At 73.4% G+C, this 19,671-nt stretch carries 19 protein-coding genes; 9 read left to right on the top strand and 10 right to left on the bottom strand.

Features of this window, described 5'->3' with window-relative positions:
• The first annotated feature begins 31 nt into the window (after positions 1-31).
• Positions 32-466: a PLDc N-terminal domain-containing protein gene (locus ACQEVZ_RS10170; protein WP_433364456.1), complete on the top strand. Its 435-nt coding sequence runs from the start codon at positions 32-34 to the stop codon at positions 464-466.
• A 2-nt stretch (positions 467-468) separates the two neighbouring features.
• Here ACQEVZ_RS10170 and ACQEVZ_RS10175 read toward each other — a convergent pair whose 3' ends face one another.
• Positions 469-1,356, bottom strand: coding sequence for a polyphosphate kinase 2 family protein (locus ACQEVZ_RS10175; protein ID WP_433364459.1), 888 nt, complete (start codon positions 1,354-1,356; stop codon positions 469-471).
• A 231-nt stretch (positions 1,357-1,587) separates the two neighbouring features.
• Between ACQEVZ_RS10175 and ACQEVZ_RS10180 the strand changes: the two genes are divergently transcribed.
• Entirely contained in the window at positions 1,588-1,854 is a 267-nt protein-coding gene (locus ACQEVZ_RS10180) for a hypothetical protein (RefSeq protein ID WP_433364462.1), read from the top strand.
• Positions 1,855-1,923: 69 nt separating this feature from the next.
• Positions 1,924-2,739 (top strand): OmpA family protein, encoded by an 816-nt coding sequence (locus ACQEVZ_RS10185; RefSeq protein WP_433364465.1) that lies wholly within the window; start codon positions 1,924-1,926, stop codon positions 2,737-2,739.
• Positions 2,740-3,020: 281 nt separating this feature from the next.
• On the opposite strand, the gene ACQEVZ_RS10190 is transcribed toward ACQEVZ_RS10185, so the two are convergent.
• Positions 3,021-3,212 (bottom strand): hypothetical protein, encoded by a 192-nt coding sequence (locus tag ACQEVZ_RS10190; RefSeq protein ID WP_433364468.1) that lies wholly within the window; start codon positions 3,210-3,212, stop codon positions 3,021-3,023.
• A 111-nt stretch (positions 3,213-3,323) separates the two neighbouring features.
• Here ACQEVZ_RS10190 and ACQEVZ_RS10195 point away from each other — a divergent pair, with 111 nt between their 5' ends.
• Both ACQEVZ_RS10195 and ACQEVZ_RS10200 read left to right on the top strand, forming a co-directional pair.
• Complete coding sequence (locus ACQEVZ_RS10195; protein WP_433364471.1) at positions 3,324-4,238, top strand: GH25 family lysozyme; 915 nt, start codon at positions 3,324-3,326, stop codon at positions 4,236-4,238.
• 61 nt (positions 4,239-4,299) lie between these two features.
• Positions 4,300-5,670, top strand: a complete 1,371-nt coding sequence (locus ACQEVZ_RS10200; RefSeq protein ID WP_433364474.1) for an FAD-dependent oxidoreductase — start codon at positions 4,300-4,302, stop codon at positions 5,668-5,670.
• 185 nt (positions 5,671-5,855) lie between these two features.
• Here ACQEVZ_RS10200 and ACQEVZ_RS10205 read toward each other — a convergent pair whose 3' ends face one another.
• The 3 genes from ACQEVZ_RS10205 to ACQEVZ_RS10215 all read right to left on the bottom strand — a co-directional run bounded on the left by ACQEVZ_RS10205 (position 5,856) and on the right by ACQEVZ_RS10215 (position 8,996).
• On the bottom strand, positions 5,856-6,410 hold the full coding sequence (locus ACQEVZ_RS10205) for a hypothetical protein (RefSeq protein ID WP_433364481.1): 555 nt from the start codon (positions 6,408-6,410) through the stop codon (positions 5,856-5,858).
• Positions 6,411-6,495: 85 nt separating this feature from the next.
• Positions 6,496-7,788: a condensation domain-containing protein gene (locus ACQEVZ_RS10210; protein WP_433364484.1), complete on the bottom strand. Its 1,293-nt coding sequence runs from the start codon at positions 7,786-7,788 to the stop codon at positions 6,496-6,498.
• A 476-nt stretch (positions 7,789-8,264) separates the two neighbouring features.
• Entirely contained in the window at positions 8,265-8,996 is a 732-nt protein-coding gene (locus ACQEVZ_RS10215; RefSeq protein WP_433364487.1) for an SAM-dependent methyltransferase, read from the bottom strand.
• A 165-nt stretch (positions 8,997-9,161) separates the two neighbouring features.
• On the opposite strand from ACQEVZ_RS10215, the gene ACQEVZ_RS10220 reads away from it, so the two are divergent.
• Positions 9,162-11,075 (top strand): Hsp70 family protein, encoded by a 1,914-nt coding sequence (locus tag ACQEVZ_RS10220; RefSeq protein WP_433364490.1) that lies wholly within the window; start codon positions 9,162-9,164, stop codon positions 11,073-11,075.
• Here ACQEVZ_RS10220 and ACQEVZ_RS10225 read toward each other — a convergent pair.
• Positions 11,072-11,506, bottom strand: a complete 435-nt coding sequence (locus ACQEVZ_RS10225; protein ID WP_433364493.1) for an HIT family protein — start codon at positions 11,504-11,506, stop codon at positions 11,072-11,074. The genes ACQEVZ_RS10220 and ACQEVZ_RS10225 overlap by 4 nt on opposite strands.
• Positions 11,507-11,534: 28 nt before the next feature.
• On the opposite strand from ACQEVZ_RS10225, the gene ACQEVZ_RS10230 reads away from it, so the two are divergent.
• Positions 11,535-12,053 carry an O-acetyl-ADP-ribose deacetylase gene (locus ACQEVZ_RS10230; protein ID WP_433364496.1) on the top strand — a complete coding sequence of 173 codons (519 nt, stop codon included), beginning with the start codon at positions 11,535-11,537 and terminating at the stop codon, positions 12,051-12,053.
• A 69-nt stretch (positions 12,054-12,122) separates the two neighbouring features.
• Positions 12,123-16,406 (top strand): fibronectin type III domain-containing protein, encoded by a 4,284-nt coding sequence (locus tag ACQEVZ_RS10235; protein ID WP_433364499.1) that lies wholly within the window; start codon positions 12,123-12,125, stop codon positions 16,404-16,406.
• On the opposite strand, the gene ACQEVZ_RS10240 is transcribed toward ACQEVZ_RS10235, so the two are convergent.
• Positions 16,399-17,457, bottom strand: a complete 1,059-nt coding sequence (locus ACQEVZ_RS10240; RefSeq protein ID WP_433364501.1) for an NAD-dependent epimerase/dehydratase family protein — start codon at positions 17,455-17,457, stop codon at positions 16,399-16,401. The two genes, ACQEVZ_RS10235 and ACQEVZ_RS10240, sit on opposite strands and share 8 nt — an antisense overlap.
• A gap of 92 nt (positions 17,458-17,549) precedes the next feature.
• Between ACQEVZ_RS10240 and ACQEVZ_RS10245 the strand changes: the two genes are divergently transcribed.
• Positions 17,550-18,173 carry a TetR/AcrR family transcriptional regulator gene (locus tag ACQEVZ_RS10245; RefSeq protein ID WP_433376710.1) on the top strand — a complete coding sequence of 208 codons (624 nt, stop codon included), beginning with the start codon at positions 17,550-17,552 and terminating at the stop codon, positions 18,171-18,173.
• 12 nt (positions 18,174-18,185) lie between these two features.
• Here the strand turns inward: ACQEVZ_RS10245 and ACQEVZ_RS10250 are convergent, their stop codons facing one another.
• Genes ACQEVZ_RS10250 through ACQEVZ_RS10260 form a run of 3 tightly spaced genes read right to left on the bottom strand, consistent with a single transcriptional unit; the run spans position 18,186 to position 19,608 of the window.
• Entirely contained in the window at positions 18,186-18,476 is a 291-nt protein-coding gene (locus tag ACQEVZ_RS10250) for a gas vesicle protein K (RefSeq protein ID WP_344509651.1), read from the bottom strand.
• A complete protein-coding gene (locus ACQEVZ_RS10255) occupies positions 18,473-18,793 on the bottom strand; it encodes a gas vesicle protein (RefSeq protein WP_433364504.1) in 321 nt (106 codons plus the stop codon). The genes ACQEVZ_RS10250 and ACQEVZ_RS10255 overlap by 4 nt, the downstream gene beginning before the upstream one ends.
• Positions 18,790-19,608, bottom strand: a complete 819-nt coding sequence (locus ACQEVZ_RS10260; protein ID WP_433364507.1) for a GvpL/GvpF family gas vesicle protein — start codon at positions 19,606-19,608, stop codon at positions 18,790-18,792. The genes ACQEVZ_RS10255 and ACQEVZ_RS10260 overlap by 4 nt, the downstream gene beginning before the upstream one ends.
• Positions 19,609-19,671: the final 63 nt, after the last annotated feature.

Raw genomic sequence — 19,671 nt, forward strand, 5'->3', positions numbered from 1 at the left:
CACCCGGGTGAGAAGCCTTCGGAGGTAGGCAATGGACGTCTCGTTCGGCGAAGTCGTGCTGTCGACCCTGTGGTTCATGCTCGTCTTCGCCTGGATCTGGCTGATGGTCAGCATCATCACCGACCTCTTCCGGGATCCGACCGTGTCCGGCTGGGGCAAGGCCGCCTGGACAGTGTTCCTCATCGTGCTGCCGTGGATCGGCGCACTGACCTACCTGATCGCCCGGGGTCGGTCGATGAACGAGCGGGCCGTGCAGCGCGCACAGCAGCACGAGGCCCAGTTCCGGCAGTACGTGCGCGAGGCCGCTGCTGAGACCCCCACGACACCACGGGTCGCCTCCAGCGCCGACGAGCTCGCGAAGCTCGCCGACCTGCGGCAGCGCGGCGTACTCACCGACCGCGAGTACGAGCGGGCCAAGGCGTCGCTGCTCGGCTCCAACGGCGCCACCGCACGCCAGACGGTCTGATCTCATCCCTCTTCCAACGCGCCGCGGACTTCCTGGAGTTCGCGGCGCGCCCGCGTGTCCAGGACCGGGTACTGCGGGTCGATCCCGTCCAGCGCGTTGACGATGACCGCCGCGGCGGCGATGCGGGAGAACCACTTGTGGTCGGCCGGGATCACGTGCCACGGCGCGTGCTCGGTGCTGGTGTGCGTCAGCATGTCGGCGTAGGCCTGCTGGTACCGGCGCCAGAACCCGCGCTCGTGGAGGTCGGCGGCGGAGAACTTCCAGTTCTTCTCGGGGCGGTCGATGCGGGCGAGCAGCCGCTTGCGCTGCTCCTCCTTGGACACGTTGAGGAACAGCTTCACGATCTGGAAGCCGTTGTCGGTGAGGTGCCGCTCGAAGTTGTTGATGGCCTGGAACCGGCGCCGCCACACCGAGCCGTTGCGGGTTCGCGGCGGCAGCCGCTGGCGGTCGAGCAGCTCGGGGTGCACCCGCACCACGAGGACCTCCTCGTAGTGCGACCGGTTGAAGATGGCGATCTCGCCGCGGGCCGGGAGGCGGGTCGCGTACCGCCACAGGAAGTCGTGGTCGAGCTCCTCCACGGACGGCACCTTGAAACTGTGCACCCGCACGCCCTGCGGATTGACGCCGCTCATCACGTGCCGGATCGTGCCGTCCTTGCCGGCCGCGTCGAGCGCCTGCAGCACCACGAGCAGCCCGTTGGTGTGCTGCGCGGCGAGCCGCGACTGGAAGTCGGCGAGCATGGCCACGCCGCGCTGCAACAGTTCGGTCCCGGCCGCCTTGTCGATGAGGTCGCCGGTGTACCCCGGATCGAAGTCCTTCGGCAGGCGCACCTTCGAGCCGGGACGGACCCGCAGCGGGGCGATGAGTTCGGCGATGCGGTCGTGCGGCATGGTGCTCACCTCTCGTCAGAGCGCCGTTCGTACCCATGGCCGAGCCCGCCAACCACCCGGCGACGCCGATCGCCCGCGCGCCTCACCCGGGAAGTGGCATAGTCTGCTGTCCCTTCTGCTTCGGCTTCCCTGGATCCCGAGGAGCAGTTCCGGCTCAACGACCAGGCCAACAACGCGTTCCGGCAGCGCCGCGCGCTGCCTCCGCAGTACATGGCGGCGCTGCAACCGTGCGTGGAGCAGGTCAAGGCGGGACTGGCCCGGCTGCGCGCCGAGGGCCGCTTCGACGGTCCGTCGATCGAGGGGGTGCTGACCGGCGCCGGCCTCGCCGAGGTGGAGAGCCGCAAGCCCGGCCGGCTGGACACCAACGCCGGCGGTGGGCTGCTGTTCTGCGGCAACTCCGGCATCGGGTACGTCTTCGGCGAGCACGGCCCGCCCCGCACCACGGTCGAGGCCGGTGGCGGCATCGCCGATGGTGGATGCCTGCCGGCACCCGACTGAGTGACGCGCGGGTGTCGGCTACCCGCCTGTGACAAGCGTCGCCCCTCCCGGCTGCCTACGCTCCGCGCCATGAGACCTGCCCGGCGTCACACCGCCGCCGCTCCGCTTTTTCCGGCCGCGGTCGCCGGCGCGCTGCTGCTCGCCGCCGTGCTGCTCGCCGGCTGCGACTCCGCCAGTTCGCCGGCCGCGAGCCCCGCCACCGGCACGGCCGCTCCCGCTGCCACGTCCTCCTCGGCGGCCACGTCCTCCTCGGATGAGCCGGAGGCGTCGCTGCCGCCGGGCGCCCAGCCGGGCCTCGACGACTACGACGGCGACGGCCAGAAGGACCCGACCTGCGCGACCCAGGACTTCGGCGCCGGCCTGGTCCTGCGCATCCCGTGCCAGATCGGCAACGCCCACGACCCGGAGAACGACACCCGTCTCGTGAAGGACTCCCTGTACCGCCTGCCCGGCCCCGACGTCGACCTCACCGGCGTCTCCGGCTCGATCCTGGAGGCCCGCACCCCCGAAGGCGTCCACGTCTACATCGTCACCTTCAACAGCGACGCCCTCTTCGCGACCGGCAGCGCCGACATCGGCAGCACCGACACCCTCGACAACACCATCAAGGTCATCAACAAGCTCTACCCGAACGGCACGATCCAGGTCCGCGGCCACACCGACGCCACCGGCTCAGCCTCCGCCAACCAGACCCTCTCCCAGCGCCGCGCCGAGACGGTCCGCACGTACCTCACCAGTCACGGCGTCACGGCCAGCTCAGTCACGGCGGTCGGCCTCGGCAGCACCCAGCCCCTCGTCGAGGAGAAGAACACCGACGGCTCCGCGAGCGTCGCCGGCCGCGCCTTCAACCGCCGCGTCGAGCTCGTCATCCGCCTGCCGAAGTAGCCCGGACCGCCCGCTTCAGTTCCAGCCGGGCGCGAACCGTCGCATCACCGCGTTGCGCGCCAGGTCGGGGTGCTCCGCGACCAGGCGCGCGTACGCGGTGTCCACGAACCTGGTGCACCTCGACGCCATCCACCGTGAACTCGACGTGGACCAGGAAGAGCCTGTACCGCAGGTCGGTGTCCGTGAGCGACGCGGCATCACGGCCACCGGCCCGCTCCCACCTCACGGACCCCGGCGACGCCGGCCCGGGAACCTCGAAGCACATGCTGATCATTTGCCGGTCAGATCCGTGCGTTGGCCTGGAGCGCCAGTTCCTCGGTCAGCATGGCGAGCAGGCTCTGGGAGAACGCGCTGTCGAGGTCTGGGGTGACGAGGGTGACGAGGGTCAGCCCGGCGGTGACCAGCGTGGCCCGGTAGGGATCGAACCGGTACCCCTTGCCCTGCACGAACAGCGAGTCGTGCCCGGTGATCATTGGGTGTACCGGCCAGTTGTCACTCCGACTCAATAGCACATCGCGGCGTGGCGGGGCGGGCGTGGATCGGTGCGGCGGGCCGGGTGGGCGGGGGCGGGGCACACTGGAGCGGTGACGAAGGCTCCGGGGACGGTGTGGCGTCTGACCCGTGCGACCGTCGCGGGCCTCGTGCCGGCGTCGCGGCGCCTGTGGCGGGCCGCGGCCGGGTTCACCCGGCGGCACCCGCGGGGCGTGGCGGCCTGGTCGCTGCTGGTGACCGCGCCGGTGTGGGCGGTCGCATCGGCGCCGTTGCTGCCGCTCCCGCCGGCGGACCCGCCCGTGCTGGCGGCGGTCGCGGCGATCCAGGCGGAGCGGCCGGTGGGGTACCCGGTCGGCGGGATCGACATCTCCAGCCACGACCACCGGCAGTTCGGCATCCACTGGCCGACCGAGGTCGCGGCCGGCAGCGCGTTCGTGTACATCAAGGCGACCGAGGGCAGCACGTACGTCAACCCGCACTTCGCGGCGGACTACACGGCGGCGCGGCGGGCCGGGCGGTACGTCGGCGCCTACGTGTACGCGCGGCCGGACCGGGGTGACCCCGTCGGGCAGGCCGAGCACTTCCTGCGGCACGCCCGGTTCACCCGCGACGCGCGGACGCTGGTGCCGTTCGTCGACCTGGAGTGGCCGTACGCGGGGGTGCGCACCGACGCCTGCTACGGGCTCACGCCGGCGCAGATGCGGGCCTGGATCCACGCGTTCGTCGACCGGATCGAGCGGGGCGTCGGCCGCAAGCCGATGATCTACACGAACACCAACTGGTGGAACCCGTGCACGGGTAACGACGCGTCGTTCGGCGACCATCCGCTGGACATCGCCGGGTACACCGCGAAGCCGCCGAAACTGCCCGCCGGCTGGACGACGTTCGCGCTGTGGCAGTACCGGCCAGGGGACCCGGGCGAGCGGCACAGCCATGACCGTGACGTCGTCAACGGCGAGCCCTCGGTGCTGCGGGCCCTCGCCTGGCCGCCCCCGCCGGGAGCCTGAGCGCCGCAGACCGCAACCACGGAGACGACATCGACCGTGTGTGATCCATAGGCTGCTGGGCGTGACAGGGGACACGACGGCGGTCGTCATCGGGGCCAGCATCGGCGGGCTGCTCGCCGCGCGGGTGCTCCGCGAACACTTCGGCCGGGTCGTGGTGCTCGACCGCGACACGCTCGGCGCGGCGCCGGCGCACCGCCGCTGCGTGCCGCAGGACCATCAGCTGCACGTCCTGCTGGCCCGCGGGCGCACCGCGCTGGAGGAGCTGTTTCCCGGCCTGTCCGCGCAGCTGCGCGACGCCGGGGCGCCGATGGTCGACCTGCACGGGCAGGTCCACTGGTACAACGACGGATACCTGATGCGGCGGGCACCCTCGGACCTGGTCGCCGCCGGGGTCGGCCGGCCGCTGCTGGAGCACACCATCCGCGAGCGGGTCCTCGCGCTGCCCGGCGTGCGGCTGGTGGCGCGGACCGACGTGACCGGCCTGGTGCTGTCCGCCGACGGCAGCGCCGTGACCGGGGTCCACCTGAGCACCGGCGACACGCTGGCCGCGGACCTCGTCGTCGACGCAGGCGGACGGGCGTCGCGCGGGCCGCTGTGGCTGTCGGCGGCCGGCTTCCCGGTGCCGGCCGAGGAGCGGGTGCAGGTCGACGTCACGTACGTGACGCGGCGGTACGAGTACCGGCCCGAACACCTCGACGGGATGTCCGGGGTGCTGACCAACGCGGTGCCCGGCGCGCCGCGGTCCGGCATCGCCGCGACGCAGGAGGACGGGCTCGTCGCCGTCGCGCTCAACGGCATGCTCGGCGAGCGCCCGCCGACCGACGACGCCGGGATGGCCGCGTTCGCCGACAGCCTCGCCGCGCCGCACCTGGCGACGATCATCCGGTGCGCGGTGCCGGCCGGCGATCCGGTGACGATGCGCTATCCGGCCAGCGTCCGGCGCCGGTACGAGCGGCTGCGGCGCTTCCCGGAGGGCTACCTCGTCGTCGCCGACGCGCTGTGCAGCTTCAACCCGATCTACGGCCAGGGCATGACGGTCGCGGCGCTGGAGGCGCTCCTGCTGCGGCGCCTGCTCAACACCTCCGGCGGCCGCACCACCGGGCTCGCGCGGCGGTTCTTCCGGCAGGCCGCCCGCATCGTCGACGGACCGTGGTCGATCGCGGTCGGCACCGATCTGCGCTTCGCCGAGGTCCCGGGGCGGCGGACGCTCAAGGTCCGGTTCGTCAACGCGTTCGTGCACCGGCTGCACCGGGCGGCGACCCGCGACGCGAACCTCGGTGCCGCGTTCCTGCGGGTGCTCAACCTCGTCGCGCCGCCGACGTCGCTGCTCACCCCCGGCACGATCCTGCGGGTGGTGTTCGGCGCCCGCGGCACGATCAGCCGGCCACGCACCCCGGCACCGGTCGCGGCGGAGCCCGCCGTCCGCGCCTGACGTCCATCTGGTGCCGGTCCGCACGACCCCTGCAGTCGTTGCCGCTGACGAGGGGCCGTGGCGCGTGGCTGCCGGTCGCCTGGTCGTGCGCCGCCGTCGTGGCCGGCGATAGCTTGGGCTGGCCGGTGTCGGAGACGACGGCGGGCAGGAAAGCGACAGGCGGTCGCGGTCGTACGCCGCCGTCGTTAGAACAGCAGCCCCGCGGCGACGTCGACGGCGACGTGGGCCGCGGCGTCGTCGGCGATGCGGTGTCGCTGCTGGGCGTGCTCCCAGTCGATGACGGCGAACGCCGGGTCGGCCGGGTCGACGCGGACGGGCAGCACGGCGCCGGGCCTGACGGTCCGGCGCAGCCGCTGCGGGACGACCTGCCGGACGACGGCGGTCGCGGTGCCGCCGGGGACCGGGACGGCAAGAGTGATGCGGGCGACCGGGTCGTCGTTCTCGGCGTTGGTCACGTTGTGGGCGGCGGTGACGGTGGCGAGGCAGGGCGTGCCCGTCCGCAGCACGCGCCGCTGCCGGGCGAAGCGCCGCGCGCCGATGACGAACAGCGGCACCCCGACGGCGAACAGCACGACGGTGACCCCGGCGACCGCCGCGGCCGCGATCAGGTCGTCGCTGGTGGGTGCGGCGGGCAGCGTGACGAAGAGGAGGGCGGAGACGCCCGCGGTGACGAAGGCGACGAGCGTCAGGATGCAACCGGTGAGCCGCGCGAGGCCGGCGCCGGAGTTCAGGCTTGACATGCGGACCAGGATGCGGGCGGCGGCGGGGGCCGGTCAGTCGTGGCAGGACCAGGCGCATTGTGGTGTCCGCACCACAACGCCCAGGTCAGGGCCCTACTGCCGCAATGCCGACAGCGCCCGCGGCCCGGTCCCCGGCGCGGGACGCCACCGATTCCATCTCGTGCAGGATTCTGGCGGCGTCGGACGGGGCGAGGAAGTGGCTGTCGACGTACACCGTCAGCTCCAGCACCTCGTCGGACCCGTCGACGTTGAGGAAGAAGCCGGACTGCGGGTCGTCGTGCGCGCTGACCCACGCGAACTCGCCGTCCGGACCGGCCGGCGGCGTGACGGGCCGCAGCGAGCCGCCGAACCGGCGGTCGTTGAAGTTCACGTCCAGGTCCACCCCGGCGCCCCGGTCGGCGGCGACGGCGGCGATGCGGGCCTCGAGGTCGCGCCGGTCGTAGTACGCGTACTTGTACGCCGCCATCGCCGCGCCGCGGGCCCTGCGCACGACGGTCCCGAGGTCGCCGGTCGTGTCGAGGACGCACAGGCCGTTCTGCGACACGGGGCTGACGCTGCCGTCGAGCTCGGCGCGGAAGCGGTTGCTCGCCATCAGCCGCAGCGGCAGCACGACCACGCCGGTCACCGCCGCGAACGCCGTCGCGAACACGGCCAGCAGCACGGCGGCCGTGTCGGTGCCGTGCTCCTCCGCCACGGCGAGCAGCGCCGCCGGGAGCGCCGTCGTGCGGTAGACGCCCTGGTGGTAGCGGTGGCTGCGCACGTCCCGCGACGGCGCCACGACGGGCACGGGGATCTCCCGCAGCCGCGTCTCCCAGTGGCGTAGGGCGGCCTGGTTGTGTCGGCGCGCCGCCGGGAGCGCCTGCTGGCGTGCCTGTTCGAGCGGTGCGGCGCCCCGCACGGGCAGCGGGGTGCGGGCGGCGGTCTCGGCCATCATCACGACCGCGCCCGCACCGTCGAAGACCAGGTGCGACATGACCAGGACCGCGTGGGTGCACCGGTCCCCGTCGACGACGGCCGCCATCCGCACTGGCCACCCGTGCTCGTAGTCGAAGGGCGTCGTCCGGAACCGCTGGGCGACGGATTCCGCGTCGCCGTCGACGACCTCCAGGTCGATCGTGCCGCTTTCGTGCACCACCTGCCGCGGCAATCCATCGGCGGTTGGAATGAAGCGGGTGCGCATCGACTCGTAGCGCCCCATGAGGTAGGCGAGCTCACCGGCGACGTCCTCGACCGTCGCGCCGGGCGGCAGCGGCCGCGCCCCACCCATCGCGAACGACCGCCCGAGCCGGCGCATCTTCAGCCACACGTCGAGCTGGCCCCACGACAGTTCTCCGCTCCCGGATCCTTCCCCGGCGAACGGCACCACCACCGCATGCATGGCGGTCACTCTAAGGGAGCCGGCGCCGCTTGTACGGCTGTCGCGTTTGCAGGTTGTGTGCAGTCCTGCAGCGCCCGTCGCCGTCGCCTGGCACTGGGAGCGGGGAGCAGCGCCCGGAGCGGGGAGCGGGGAGCAGGGAGCAGGGAGCAGAGAGCGGCGCCTGGCGAGGGGCACGGGCGTGGGCGCGGGCACAGGGTACGGGCGCGGGGGCACGAGGCACGGGGCACGGGGCACGGGCGCGGGCGCGGGGTACGGGTGCGGGCACGGGGGCACGGGCGCTGGCACGGGGGCACGGGCACGGGCGGCGGGGGCACAGGCACGGGGTACGGGTACGGGTGCGGGGCGCAAGTACGGGGCGCCGGACGCGAGGAGCGGTGCGTGCGCGGGACGACGGACGACGGACGCACCGGACGCGGGAGCGGTCCGAGGCCGCCGTCAGTATCGAGAGCCCCACCGAAGGGGCGGAGGAGGCGGCGTCAGGGCTTGGTGGCTAGGCCGCCCCAGAAGGCGTCGGGGACCTGCTCGGGGTCGCCGTCGGGGCGCCACAGGGCGACGGGCACGATGCCGTCGGATGTGGTGCTCCAGGGGCCCAGCAGGTCGGCGAAGCGGGCGGGGGCGCGCATGTGGAAGCCGGGGCCCATCATCGCCAGGGCCTGCGGGAACGACTCGAGCTCGGTGCTGTCGAAGTCGAACGCGAGGCGGCTGCCGTCCGGGACGGCGTCGTGCATCGCGTCGAGGGCGCGGGCCAGGGTCGCGTCGTCGAGGAACGCGGCCAGGCCCAGGAACACCAGGGCGACCGGGCTGCCGTCGAGCACCCGGGCGCGGGCGTCGGGGTCGATGCCGTCGAGATCCGTGGCGTCGCCGAGCGTGTAGCCGACGTCCGGGAGCCCGGCGACGAGGCTGCCGCCGGCGGCGACGATGTGCGGGTCGATGTCGGTGTAGAGGACGCGGGCGCCGGGGGCGTTCTCGTGGACGTTGCCGCGGGTGGGGATGCCGGCGCCGAAGACGAGGAACCGGTCGATGCCTTCGGCGGCGAGGTGGCGCACCGCCCGGCCGGAGAACACGCGCAGCGAGCGGAAGATGTCGGCGCACGGCCCGTACGCCGACTCGAACGCCTGCGCGGCGGCGACGTCGACCGGCAGGTGGTCGCTGCCGCCGAGCCAGTAGTCGATCATTCGTGCGGTACTGGGGGCGTCCGGCTCCGTCATGCGCTCCAGCATGCCCCGCCCGGACCGGCCCGCGCGACCGTCCGGCGTGGCGCCACGCCGAAGCGGGCCGGTTGCCGGATTTCCGTGATCCCGAACCGTTGTCCGGAACCGCACGGGATCACGGGCGTTGCCGAGACGGTGACGGCGATCAGTACCGTGTGGGGCGTGACGCGGTTGGGGATCGACTTCGGGACGTCGACGACGGTGGCGGTGCTGGCGGTGGACGGTCGGGAGCCGCGGCCGCTGCTCTTCGACGGATCGCCGCTGATGCCGTCGGCGGTGTGCCTGGACGAGGGCGGCGGGCTGGTCGTGGGGCGGGACGCGCTGCACCTCGGGATGGCGAGCCCGGGCAGGCTGGAGCCCAACCCGAAGCGCCGCGTCGACGAGGCGGCGGTGCTGCTCGGCGACGCGGAGGTGCCCGTCCCGCGGCTGTTCGAGGCGGTGCTGGACCGGGCGGTCGCGGAGGCGGCGGGGATGTCGGGCGGGCCGCTGACCGACGTCGTGGTCACGTGCCCCGCGGCGTGGGGTGAGCGGCGGCGGCAGGTGCTGCTCGGCGCGGCGCCGGCGGGGGCGCGGCTGGTTGCTGAGCCCGTCGCGGCGGCGCACTACTTCGCCGACGTGGCGGGGCACCGGGTGCCCGTGGGCGGCACGGCGCTCGTGTACGACTTCGGCGCCGGCACGTTCGACGCGTCGGTGGTGCGGCGCACGGAGGGCGGGTTCGAGCTGCTCGCGACGCTCGGGCTGGACGACACCGGCGGCCTCGACGTCGACGCGGCGGTCTTCGCGCACCTGCGGGACGTCGTGCCGGATCCGCAGGGGTACTGGCCGCGCCTCGCCAACCCCAAGGACGCCCTCGACCGGCGCGTGACGCAGCAGGTGTGGGACAACGTGCGGACGGCGAAGGAGATGCTGTCGCGGCTGCCGTCGACGCTGGTGCACCTGCCGCTGTTCAACGTGGAGGTGCCGCTGGACCGGGACACCCTCGGGCGGCTGGCGGAGCCGGTGCTGCGGCGGACCGTCGGCACGAGCGTGGAGGTGCTCGCCGTCGCGGGGCAGCCGATCTCGTCGCTGGCGGCGGTGTTCCTGGCGGGCGGGTCGAGCCGGATGCCGGCCGTGGCGGCCGCCCTGGACCAGGCGCTGGGGATCCCGCCGGTGGTGGTGGACCAGCCGGAGCTGGCGGTGGCGGAGGGAAGCCTGCGCGGCTTCGACCAACCGGCCACGACAGCGCCCGTACCTGTCACACCGCCAGCGCCCGTACCCGTCACGCCGGCAGCGCCCGTACCCGTCACGCCGGCAGCGCCCGTACCCGTCACGCCGGCAGCGCCCGTACCGGTCGAACGTGGCGCCGGCGGCGCGGGGACCGGAGCGGCTGCTGGGTGGGCAGAGCAGGCCGCGATCCAGACTTCCGGCGTCGCGGGGGTAACGGGTGTCCAGCCGGCTCCGCCGGTACATCAGCGAAAACGCGACAAAGGGCGGCTGCTGCTGGCCGGTGGCGCCGCGGTGCTGCTCCTGCTCGCCGGTGGTGGTGGCGGTGCCTATGCGTGGTCGCAGCGGCCGGACGGGGTGCGGGCCGCCGCGCTTCCGGCGGTCCTGCCAACGCCCTCGGCGTCCCCGTCTCCGTCGGTGTCGCCGTCGCCGACCGTGAGCGTGGCGGCCGGGCTGGACCCGTGCCTGGTCGGGCGGTGGCGGCAGACGAGCAGCGAGATCCACGTCAACAACGGCTCGAAGCGGCAGCAGTTCAGTGGGGGCGCCGGCATCGTGCAGGAGTTCGACGGCGCCGGGCGCATGTCCTACGACGCCAACGCCTCGCAGCCCTACAAGGCCACGTTCGACGGGGCGAGCTGGACCGAGACGTTCCGCGGCGTGGTCACCGGCAACTACCGCATCCTCGACGGCGCGGTCGTCCTCAGTGGACTTTCGGGCGAGATCAGCTGGGTCATCGACCGCAACGGCAAGCGCAACAACAGCGGCAAGGGCACGCTCGCCGTGAAGCCCGAACGGTACGTGTGCGAGGCGACGAAGCTCATCCAGTACGGCCCCGACGGCGACTACACCAACGAGCTGGAGCGGATCGGCTAAAGGTGGGCCCGCAGCGCCGACGCCAGCTCGTCCTGCCGCCGCTCGCTGACCCGCTCCTCCTCGGGCACGCCCAGGGAGCCGAAGACGCGCGGGCCGCGGCGGTCGTCGGGCTGGTCGGACATCCGCGGCACGATGTGGAAGTGCACGTGGGCGAAGCCCTCCTTCTCGGCGAACTGCACCACGTAGGTCTTCACGCATCCGGTCACCGCCGTCAGCGCCCGCGACAGCCGGACCTGCCAGAGGCCGAGTCCCGCCGCCTCCGCGTCGGTCAGGTCGGCGACCGTCGTCACGTGCCGGCGGGGCACCAGCACCAGCCAGCCCGGCAGGCTCGTGTCGAAGCAGTGGGCGGCCCGCCAGTGCTCGTCGGCGGCGATGCGCTCGCGCGGCGGCGCGGCCGCCTGTCCGTCCTGGCGGCACGAGTAGCAGTCCATCCACCGACCCTAGTGGACAATGGGCGGCATGCGGATCGAGCTGGTCACGGGTGACATCACCGCCGAGCGGGTGGACGCCATCGTCAACGCGGCGAACACGTCGCTGCTTGGCGGCGGCGGGGTGGACGGCGCGATCCACCGCAAGGGCGGGCCCGCGATCCTCGAGGAGTGCCGCGCGCTGCGGGCCAGCCGGTACGGGCGGGGGCTGCCGGTCGGGCAGGCCGTCGCGACGACCGCCGGGCGCCTCCCCGCCCGGTGGGTGATCCACACGGTCGGGCCGGTGTGGAGCGCGACCGAGGACCGGTCGGCGCTGCTGCGGGGCTGCTACGAGCGCTCGCTGGAGGTCGCCGGCGGGCTGGGCGCGGCGTCGGTGGCCTTCCCGTTGATCTCTTCCGGCGTGTACCGGTGGCCGAAGGAGGACGCCGTCGTGCAGGCCCTCGCGGGCATGCGCACGGCGCCGGCCGGCGTCGAGCTGCTCCGGCTCGTCCTGTTCGACGACGAGACGCGGCAGACGGCCGAGCGCGTGCTCCAAACGTTGGAGCGCTGACCCCGCCGGTTTGCCCCGCTTTGTTACCACGGGGTAACCCATTCATCCATGTAACGCTATACATGCACCATGCGCGCCCGCCTGACTGTCCTGCTGCTGGTCGCAGCGCTGCTCTACGTGCTGCCCGACCGCACGCCCGCGTCCGCCGCGCCGCCCGTCGGCGGCATGACGGGCACCCAGCTGACCACCGCGTTCAACGCCTACGGCGACACCAGCGGGAGGTGGAGCGGGGCGGACAGCACGGCGTCGGTCCTGCTGCCCGACGGCCGGATCGTGTGGCTGTTCTCCGACACGCTGCTCGGCACCGTCAACGCCGACCACAGCCGCCCGCGCAGCTCGCCGTTCATCAACAACTCGATGGTGGTGCAGGACGGCAGCGCGCTGACCACGACCCTGACCGGCGGCACCGCGAGCGCGCCGCAGGCGCTGCTGCCGCAGACGGCCGACGGGCAGTTCTACTGGGTCGGCGACGGCGAGGTCGAAGGATCGAACCTGCGGGTGGTCTACAACCGCTACCGCCGCACCGGCACGGGGAGCCTCGACGTGGCGCTCAGCGGCACGGTGCTGGCGACGTTCGCGCTGCCGTCGCTCGCGCTGACCGGGGTCACCGACCTGACCCCGTCGGTCGGCAGCGCCGTCACCTGGGGCGCGCAGCTGGTGACTGACGGCGGCTTCACGTACATCTACGGCTCTGACTACGTGCCCGCCGACGCGATGCGCTTCGCCCGCCTCGCCCGGGTCCCGGCCGGCGGCCTGAGCGGGCCGTGGGAGTTCTGGAACGGCACCGGCTGGTCGGCGAGCGCGGCGAGCTCCGCACGGCTGCCGCTGTCCGGTGTCGGCACCGCGTACGGCGTGCAGAAGCTCGGCGGCCAGTGGGTCCTCGTCACGGTCGAGAGCAATGTGGTGTTCAACGCCCAGGTCGTCGCCTACACGGCCAGCAACCCATGGGGCCCGTTCAGCGGCCCGGTCGACCTGCTGACCGCGCCGGAGCCGGCGAACCAGTCGGGGGTCATCGTCTACGACGCCCACGTGCACCCGGAGCTGGCGCCGTCCGGGAAGCTGCTGGTGTCGTACAACGTGAACTCCCTCAACGACGGGGACCTCTACGACGACGCCCGCATCTACCGCCCGCGCTTCGCCGACATCGCGTGGCCGCGGCCGGTGCCCGACCCGGCGACGGTCCCGGCCGCGCCGGCGTCGCTGACGGCGACCGCGTCCAGCGCCGGCACGGTCGCGCTGTCGTGGCCCGGCAGCAGTCCGTCCTATGTGGTGTATCAGCGGGACGTCACCGCCGGGCAGACCCACTTCGCGCGGGTCGGCCAGCCCACCACCGCGAGCGCGACGCTCGGCGGGTTCAAGACCGCGCACACGTACGAGTTCAAGGTGGCCGCCCGCAACGCCAACGGCGAGGGGCCGGCGTCGCCGGTGCGTAGCGTGCTGATGACGATCGCGCCACCGGCCGCGCCGGCCGGGCTCACCGCCGTCCCGCAGAGCGACGGCTCCGTGAACCTGGCGTGGTCGGCGGTGCCGAACGCGTGGCGCTACGACGTGTCCCGCCGCGACCTGACCGCCGGCGAGACCGACTACGTCGAGGTGAGCGACCCGACCCCGGCCGACACGACGGCGACCATCGCGTGGCTGACCAACGACCACCAGTACGAGTTCGTGGTCACCGCCTCGCACGGCGGCGGGAAGTCCCCGTACTCCACGTCGGCCACGGCGACCGTGCACTACACCGTGCCGCCCGCGCCGGCGAACCTGACCGCCACGGCGCAGGGCGACGGCACCATCAAGCTCGACTGGACCAGCACCGCGAGCAACGTCTACTTCTGGGTGTACCAGCGGGACGTGACCAACGGCGAGGCCGACTTCACGAAGCTGCCGCTGCCGACGACCGCGCTCACCCTGACCGCGGGGTACCTCGCGCACAACCACCGCTACGAGTTCAAGATCGTCGCGAACAACCTCGGCGGCGACTCGCCGCCGTCGAACCTGGCCCAGGCGACCGCCGTCTACCCGGCACCGGCCGCGCCCGCGAACCTGCGCGCGGTCGCCGGCAACGGGCAGGTGCAGCTCACCTGGGACACCAGCCCCACGCCGGACGTGTGGTACTGGGTGTACCAGCGCGACGTGACCGCCGGTGAGGCCACGTTCCAGCAGCTGCCGATCCCGATCTCGACGTGCTGCACGATGACCGCCGGGTATCTGGCCAACGGGCACCAGTACGAGTTCAAGGTGACCTCGGTGGCGGCCGGCGGCGAGTCCGGGCCGACGAACCTGGTGCGGTCCACGCCGAACCTGCCGCTGCCGCCGCAGGTGACCGGGGTGACCGCGACGACCCGCAGCGACGGCCAGATCGGCCTGTCGTGGGCGTCGGCCGGACCCGACCTGTACTACTGGATCGCGATGCGGGACGTGACCGCCGGCGGCGCGATGACCCGCCTGTCGCTGCCGACGACCGCGCTGTCGTTCACCGCCGGATACCTCACCCACAACCACGTCTACGAGTTCACGGTGACCGCCGCGAACTCCGCCGGCGAGGGCCCGGCGTCGGCGACGGCCCGCGCCACGGCACGGTTCTCGCCGCCGCCGGCGCCGACCGGGTTGACGGCGATCGCGGCCGGTGACGGCACGATCGACCTCGACTGGGACGCGCCCGCGCCGAGCCTGTACTACTGGGTGTACTACCGGGACGTGACCGCCGGCGCCGCGTTCGCGAAGTCGGGGCTGCCGACCGACAAGACGTCGGCGTCGTGGGGCCCGCTGGTCAACGGGCACGTCTACGAGTTCAAGGTCACCGGCGAGAACCAGGGCGGCGAGGGCCCGGCGTCCGCGACCGCGCGGGCCACGTCGACCGGCGGGCTACCGAAGGCCCCGAGCGGGCTGAGCGCGACCGCCGGGGACGGGCAGGTGACGCTGCGCTGGACGGCCTCGGGCACCGCGAACGTCTACTACTGGGTCGAGTACCGCCCCGCCGGCGGCACCTGGCAGCGCCTGCAGTACCCGGTGACGACGTGCTGCGCGTACACCGTCGGGCTGCTCGCCAACGGCACCACGTACGAGTTCCGGGTCCGGGCCAACAACGTCTCCGGCGACAGCCCGGCGTCCAATGTGGCCAGTGCCCGGCCGCTGCCGCCGCTGCCCGCCGCACCGACCGGGCTGACCGCGGCGGTCGGCGACGGGCGGATCACACTGCGCTGGACGGCGTCGAGCACCCCGAACGTCTACTACTGGGTCGAGTACCGCCCCGCCGGCGGCACCTGGCAGCGCCTGGAGTACCCGCTGTCGACGTGCTGCACGTTCACGGTGACGTACCTGACGAACGGCACGTACTACGAGTTCCGGCTGCGGGCCACGAACCTCGCCGGTGACTCGGCGCCGTCGGTGGCCGCGGGTGCCCGGCCGATGCCGCCGCTGCCGACCGCGCCGGGCAGCCTGAGCGCGGCGGCGCAGGGCGACACCGCGGTGCGCCTCAGCTGGACCGCGTCGAGTCCGTCCAATGTGTACTACTGGATCTACTACCGCTATGCGGGGACCTCGGCGTGGACCCGTGCCGCGTACCCGGTCACCACCTGTTGCACGTTCACGATGAGCCTGCTGACGCCGGGCCGCACCTACGAGTTCATGCTGCGGGCGGAGAACCTCGCCGGGCTCAGCGGCAACTCCAACGTGTCTTCGGCGACGCTCACCATCATCACGCCGGGCACGCCCGGCGGCGTGCGGGCGTACCCGACGTCGACCAGCACCTCGGTGTCGACGGTGACGGTCGCCTGGAGCGCGGCCGCGAACGCGACCGGGTACTCCATCGAGGCCCGGGCGTGCCGCGGCGGCGGGTGGCAGACCATCAAGATGATGATCACCGGCACGACGTCGACGGTGAGCTACACGACCGGCTGCTACGAGTACCGCGTCGTGGCGGACCGGTTCGGCAAGTACGGCGGCCGCAGCGGCTCCGTGATCGCGTTCGGGCCGGTCGACGACTACCCGTGGGCCGACTACTGGTTCCCGTACCTGGACCCGTACGAGTTCGTGAAGAAGCAGTGCACGTCGTTCGTGGCCTCACGGGTCGACAAGTACTACTCCCGCAAGCCACCGAACTTCAACGGCATCAACTACTACAACGCCAAGAACTGGGACGAGGCCACGGCGAAGTACGGCGGCGCGATCAGCCACACCGCTGCGCCGGGCGCGATCGCGCAGTGGAACGGCGGCCAGTACGGGCACGTCGCCTGGGTGTCCGGTGTGGACGGTGGGATGGTGTTCCTGGAGGAGTACAACTTCAACAACCCGGAGGCGTACGGCCGCCGCTGGGTGTCGGCCTCCTCCGTGGACAACTTCCTGCTCGTCAACTGACACTCTGCCGGGCCGGGCCGTTTCTCGCGGGCCGGCCCGGCCGGACGATGCCGTGCCGGATCAGGCTGTCGGCCATCTCGACGATGGATTCCTTCGCGGGGCGGGGAGTCCAGCCGAGCTCGCCGGCGGCCTTCTCCGCGCTGACGAGGGCCGGCACGCCGACGTAACCCAACGCCAGACGGATTGTCCGGTCGAAGCGGGCGACCGTCCACATGAGCCAGCGCGGCATGCGGGCGGTCGGCACGCGGTAGCCCTGCGGGCCGAACTCGGCGGCGAGGACCGCCGCGATCTCCTCCATCCAGCGGTGCTCGCCGGCGACGATGTACCGGTTGCCGGCGGCCGCGGGCGTCTCCATGGCCAGCCGGTGCGCCCGCGCCACGTCGCGGACGTCGACGACGGCGAAGCCCAGCCGCGGCACGGCCGGCATCCCGCGGCTGAGCAGCAGCCGGATCACCTCGGCGGACGTGGTGCGCATCGGCCGCTGGAGCGGGCCGAGGACCAGCCCCGGGTTGACGGCGACGAGCTCCAGGCCGTGCTCGCGGGCGATCGCCCACGCGGCCCGTTCGGCGAGCACCTTGCTCTTCGGGTAGGCGCCTGCGCCGGATGCGTCGGGCCAGTCCTCCTCGGTGAACACCTGGCCGGCGGTGCCGTGGTCGTGGCGGATGGCGTCGATGGACGACGTGAGCACGACCCGCCGGACCGTGCCCGACGCGGCGGTGGCGCGCAGCACCCGCACGGTGCCGTCGACGGCCGGCCGGACGACCTCGTCCTCGGTGCGCGGCGCCGACGGCGGGTTGGGCGAGGCGACGTGCCAGACGGCCGTGCAGCCGGCGACCGCCTCGGCCCACCCGGCGTCGGCGTCGAGGCTCGCCCGGACGACCTCGAACGCGCCGCCGGTCCGCTCGGCGATCTCCCGCAGGTGGGCGACGTCGGCGGTGGCCGGGTCGCGGACCGTCCCCCGCACGGCGTACCCGTGGGTGAGCAGCTCCTCGATGCAGTGCCCGGCGATGAAGCCGGTGGCGCCGGTGACGAGCACCGTTCCCTTCGACACGACGAACCCCGATCTAAGCGCCGTTTAGAATCTAAGCACTGTATAGTCGGCTTCGGTGGCCGGCGTCAACCGCCTACAGTCGGAGGGTGCCGATGCCGCAGACCCGAGCCAGCTACCACCACGGCGGCCTTCGTGACGCGCTGCTCGCCGCCTGCGTGGCGCTCATCGAGGCGGAGGGCATCGCCGCGGTGAGCCTGCGCCGGGTGGCCCGCGACGCGGGGGTGAGCCCGGGCGCGCCGTACCACCACTTCCCGGACCGCTCCGCGCTCTTCGCCGCGATCGCGGTGCAGGGTCATCAGCTGCTGCTGGAGCGCCTGCGGGCGGCCCGTGAGGCGGCGCCCACCGCGGTGCGCGGGCTCGGCGCGACCCTGGAGGCGTATGTCGCCTTCGCCCGCGAGCACCCCGGCCACCTGCACCTGATGCTGCGCAGCGAGCTGTCCACCTCGCCGCAGGTGCCCGAGGCCGCCCACGCCGGCGAGGCGGCGATCCAGCTGCTCACCGAGACCGTGCAGGACTGCCAGCGCGAGGGCTCGGCCCCGGCCGGCGACCCGGAGCCCCTCGTGGCCGCCGTCTGGGCGCTCGCGATCGGCATCGTGACGCTGTGGCTGGACGGACCCCTGGAGGGGCGGTGCGTGCAGCTCGGCACCACGCCCGAGGCGCTGACCGCGCGCATCACCGCCCTGCTGGAGTCACTCCTGGCCGGAAGCGCGGCGTAGCAGGCGCACCGGTCAGTCGCGGGGCAGCAGCGGGCCGAGTGGGCCGAGGTCGATGTTGAGGTCCTCGGGGCGCAGGCCGAAGTGCTCGCGGAGCTCGGCCATGCGTTCCTCGAGCGCCATGAGCGTGAGCCCGATCCGCTCCACCTGCTCCGCGGAGAGGTCGCCCACGTCGACCCGGCGCAGCGCCTGCCGTTCGACGAGCTGGCGCAGCAGCTCCACGACGGTGAGCACGAGCGAGGCGAATCCGCGTTCGACGGAGTCGCGGTCGAGGTCGATCCGCCCGTCCCGGGGAAGGTCGTTCACCGTGACCCCCTCCCTTCTGGGACCATGCCGCTGACCGTGCCTTCGACCGTGCCTTCGACCGTGCCTTCGACCGTGCCTTCGACCGTGCCTTCGACCGCGCCGCCGACCGTGCCGCCGACCGTGCCGCCGACCGTGCCGCCGACCGTGCCGCCGGACGCGGTCGAGACCGACGAGACCAGGGCGCGCAGCGACACGCGGACCAGGTCGACCTCGGCGATGGCGATCGTGACGTCGCCGGCGACGACGACCCCGGTGGTCAGCACCCGGTCGAGCAGGTCGACGAGGGCGACCTCGCGCGAGTGGACGGCGTCGCTCACGCGGGTCCGCCGGCGTGCACGGGGGCGTCACCCGGCACGCGGTCCGGGTCCGACGGTTCCGCGCCGAGCGCGGGGACGAACGAGTACGGCGGCCACGGCCCCGTGAGCCGCAGCGTGATCGTTGGGTACCGGGCGGCGAGGGCGTCGACGGCCGTCGCGAACGCCGCGGCCCGCTCGTTGGGCACCAGGTATGCGCCGTTGAGCACCATCGCCTCCGGTTCGCCGGTCAGCCGCCGGTCCTGCGGCGCGTGCCGGTGCGCCCCGTCCGCCCGGCGGGCCAGCTCGGCGTGGGCCGCGTCCGCGTCGCGGGCCGCCTCGTCGTGGCGCCGGTCGCGGGCCGACAGTTCGGCGCGGCGGCGCTCCAGGTATGCGGTGCCCGCCCCGCCCGCCCTGGTCTCGGGCACGGGCGCCGGGCCGCCGCGCACGTACCCCTTGACGCCCCACTCGGTCCGCCCGGTCACGCGGTCCAGCGCACCGGTGAGCCCGGCGGCGTGCCGGACGAGGGTCGCGGTGATGCGGGCCTCGTCGCGGCACACCGTGGCGAGCCCCGCGGGCACGACCGGGGCGGCCGAGGCGAGCGCCGCCACGACCCGGTGGTGCTCCACCGCGGTCCGCGCCACCCATTCCGCGTCCTCCAGGCGAGCCTGCAGGGCGCCGGCGTCGGACAGCCCGGCCGGTGCGGTGCTGACGAAGGCGCAGAGGCCCGCGGCGTGGACCGCGCGGACCGGTGCGTCACCGATGCCGGCGACCTCGACAGGCACGCTGTCGCGGGCGACGGCGTACAGCCACAGCAGCCCTCCCTCGCTCACCGCCACAGCAGCTCCACCTCACTCACCGCCACAGCAAGTCCCACCTCGCTCATCGCCACAGCAGTTCCA

The organism is Dactylosporangium sp. CA-152071 (assembly GCF_050936335.1).
In the GTDB taxonomy this organism is placed as follows: Bacteria; Actinomycetota; Actinomycetes; order Mycobacteriales; family Micromonosporaceae; genus Dactylosporangium; species Dactylosporangium maewongense.

Bases quoted from the DNA above. Each gene is read 5' to 3' on its own strand.
- ACQEVZ_RS10205 (WP_433364481.1), bottom strand. From the start codon at position 6,410: ATGTCAAGCCTGAACTCCGGCGCCGGCCTCGCGCGGCTCACCGGTTGC.
- ACQEVZ_RS10230 (WP_433364496.1), top strand. From the start codon at position 11,535: ATGCGGATCGAGCTGGTCACGGGTGACATCACCGCCGAGCGGGTGGAC.
- ACQEVZ_RS10225 (WP_433364493.1), bottom strand. From the start codon at position 11,506: ATGGACTGCTACTCGTGCCGCCAGGACGGACAGGCGGCCGCGCCGCCG.
- ACQEVZ_RS10185 (WP_433364465.1), top strand. From the start codon at position 1,924: ATGAGACCTGCCCGGCGTCACACCGCCGCCGCTCCGCTTTTTCCGGCC.
- ACQEVZ_RS10170 (WP_433364456.1), top strand. From the start codon at position 32: ATGGACGTCTCGTTCGGCGAAGTCGTGCTGTCGACCCTGTGGTTCATG.
- ACQEVZ_RS10190 (WP_433364468.1), bottom strand. From the start codon at position 3,212: ATGATCACCGGGCACGACTCGCTGTTCGTGCAGGGCAAGGGGTACCGG.
- ACQEVZ_RS10235 (WP_433364499.1), top strand. From the start codon at position 12,123: ATGCGCGCCCGCCTGACTGTCCTGCTGCTGGTCGCAGCGCTGCTCTAC.
- ACQEVZ_RS10215 (WP_433364487.1), bottom strand. From the start codon at position 8,996: ATGACGGAGCCGGACGCCCCCAGTACCGCACGAATGATCGACTACTGG.
- ACQEVZ_RS10245 (WP_433376710.1), top strand. From the start codon at position 17,550: ATGCCGCAGACCCGAGCCAGCTACCACCACGGCGGCCTTCGTGACGCG.
- ACQEVZ_RS10210 (WP_433364484.1), bottom strand. From the start codon at position 7,788: ATGCATGCGGTGGTGGTGCCGTTCGCCGGGGAAGGATCCGGGAGCGGA.
- ACQEVZ_RS10175 (WP_433364459.1), bottom strand. From the start codon at position 1,356: ATGCCGCACGACCGCATCGCCGAACTCATCGCCCCGCTGCGGGTCCGT.